The organism is Mesorhizobium sp. B2-2-4 (assembly GCF_006442375.1).
GTDB lineage: Bacteria > Pseudomonadota > Alphaproteobacteria > Rhizobiales > Rhizobiaceae > Mesorhizobium.
This window is the reverse complement of sequence record NZ_VFWB01000031.1, coordinates 1-2,606: the sequence shown is the minus strand read 5'-3', so window position 1 is coordinate 2,606 and position 2,606 is coordinate 1. Positions and strand designations below refer to the sequence as shown.

1 protein-coding gene is annotated in these 2,606 nt (G+C 67.3%); it reads right to left on the bottom strand.

All coding sequences use genetic code 11. The annotated features are described in order from the left end of the window. On the bottom strand, nt 1-2,606 hold a 2,606-nt coding region (locus tag FJ959_RS31975), incomplete at both ends, for a DUF5801 repeats-in-toxin domain-containing protein (RefSeq protein ID WP_246680849.1).

The following is a 2,606-nucleotide window of genomic DNA, read 5'->3' as shown; positions in this document are numbered from 1 at the left end:
GTGGTCGCCGTCTCGTCAAGCGCTACCGTAACGCCGGTGGCGGCGACAGCCGTCACCTTCGGCCCGTCGTCGTCGAAGACGATCTTGGCGCCGATGGCGAGCGACTGGCTGACTGTGTCGCCGTCGAAGTCGGTGACCGTGACCACCGCATTGATCTTGCCGGACAGGTTGACCGGCTCGTCATAAGAGCCGCCCGAACCGTTGCCGGCCAGCGGATGCTGCAGCGACAGATACTGTGCCGTCGAGATATGGCCGGTCTGGTCGACCGAGACCGCGAAGGCGACAGCGCCCTTGTCGTTGGGTGTGCCATTGTTGTTGTCGACGCGGCCGACGATCAGATTGCCTTCCTTGAACAGCGAGATCTCGTGCCCGTCGGTCGTCTTCAGGCCCGAATCGGTGCCTGGCTCTGCAACCGCAAGGCTGAGCACGGCCGCGCGCGGCTCGTCCGTGCCGGGCAGCGAGCCGAACAGCACCACCGGCAGGTTGCCATGCGCATAGCCCAGGCTTGCCGGGCCCAGTCCAAGCGAATCGAACTGGTGCGCGACCGAGGCGCTGCTGGTGTCGTCGTTCTGGTTGCCCGCCGTCTCGTCATGCACGACCGACACGCCTGTCGCGGCGATGAACACCTGCGGCACGTCGTCGACCACGGTGACCGTCGCCTTGCCGGTCAGCGTCACCGTATCGCCGTCGCCGTCCTTGGCCTGGAACACCGAGCCGAGGTCGATGCCAGCCACGCTGCCGCTGCCCAGATGCGTCTGCAGCCCGGTGTTCTGGTCCGATGTTCCGGCCGCCGGTGCGACATGGTCGAGCTGGTCGAACTGGCGCACCACGAAGGCGCCGCTCGAGGCATTCAGCGTCACCGTCATTACGGTGCGGTCGCTAAGCCCGTTGTAAGCGCCGTTGTGGTTGCTGTCGACAAAGCCGACCAACGTGTTGCCCTGGACCGCCCAGCTCAGCTCTACGCCCTTCGACGACAGCCCGATGGCCGTCAGGTCTGCGGCCGCCGTGCCGGTGAAGCCGAAACCGCCGCCGGCGGCCGGGCCGTCGGCGCCGAAGTCGACAAGCCCGTTCAGCGAGCCGGATGCGATCGCCGCACCGAATGGGAATTCCGTGCCCGAACCGTCGCCGGACCCGTCATAGGGCGAGGTTCCCTGCGACAGCAGGCTGGCAATGTCGTCCTCGTCGATCGTCACCGGCGCGGCATGGCCGCTCAGGACCTTCGGCCCATCATCCTCGAAGACGATCTTGGCGCCGATGGCGAGCGACTGGCTGACTGTGTCGCCGTCGAAGTCGGTGACCGTGACCACCGCATTGATCTTGCCGGACAGGTTGACCGGCTCGTCATAAGAGCCGCCCGAACCGTTGCCGGCCAGCGGATGCTGCAGCGACAGATACTGTGCCGTCGAGATATGGCCGGTCTGGGCGACCGAGACCGCGAAGGCAATGGCGCCGCCGGGATTGGCCGTACCGTTCGCGTTGTCGACGCGGCCGACGATCAGATTGCCTTCCTTGAACAGCGAGATCTCGTGCCCGTCGGTCGTCTTCAGGCCCGAATCGGTGCCTGGCTCTGCAACCGCAAGGCTGAGCACGGCCGCGCGCGGCTCGTCCGTGCCGGGCAGCGAGCCGAACAGCACCACCGGCAGGTTGCCATGCGCATAGCCCAGGCTTGCCGGGCCCAGTCCAAGCGAATCGAACTGGTGTGCGACCGAGGCGCTGCTGGTGTCGTCGTTCTGGTTGCCCGCCGTCTCGTCATGCACGACCGACACGCCTGTCGCGGCGATGAACACCTGCGGCACGTCGTCGACCACGGTGACCGTCGCCTTGCCGGTCAGCGTCACCGTATCGCCGTCGCCGTCCTTGGCCTGGAACACCGAGCCGAGGTCGATGCCGGCCACGCTGCCGCTGCCCAGATGCGTCTGCAGCGCGGTGTTCTGGTCCGATGTTCCGGCCGCCGGTGCGACATGGTCGAGCTGGTCGAACTGGCGCACCACGAAGGCGCCGCTCGAGGCATTCAGCGTCACCGTCATCACGGTGCGGTCGCTAAGCCCGTTGTAAGCGCCGTTATGGTTGCTGTCGACAAAGCCGACCAGCGTGTTGCCCTGCATCGCCCAGCTCAGCTCGACGCCCTTCGACGACAGCCCGATGGCCGTCAGGTCTGCGGCCGCCGTGCCGGTGAAGCCGAAACCGCCGCCGGCGGCCGGGCCGTCGGCGCCGAAGTCGACAAGCCCGTTCAGCGAGCCGGATGCGATCGCCGCACCCAGCGGGAACTCCGTGCCCGAACCGTCGCCGGACCCGTCATAGGGCGAGGTTCCCTGCGACAGCAGGCTGGCAATGTCGTCCTCGTCGATCGTCACCGGCGCGGCATGGCCGCTCAGGACCTTCGGCCCATCATCCTCGAAGACGATGGTCTGGGAGATGTCGGCGCTTTGTGTGACGTGGTCGCCGTCGCCGTCGGTCGCCGTGACGGTGACCGAGACCGAGCCGGCGCCGAGCGCGATGCCCTCGTCGTTGCTGCTGGTGTCGGGATGGTGGAGCGAGACGTATTGCGCAACCGCGACCTGGCCGGTGGCGGCATCGACATGCAGCGCGAAGGCGACCTTGTCGGT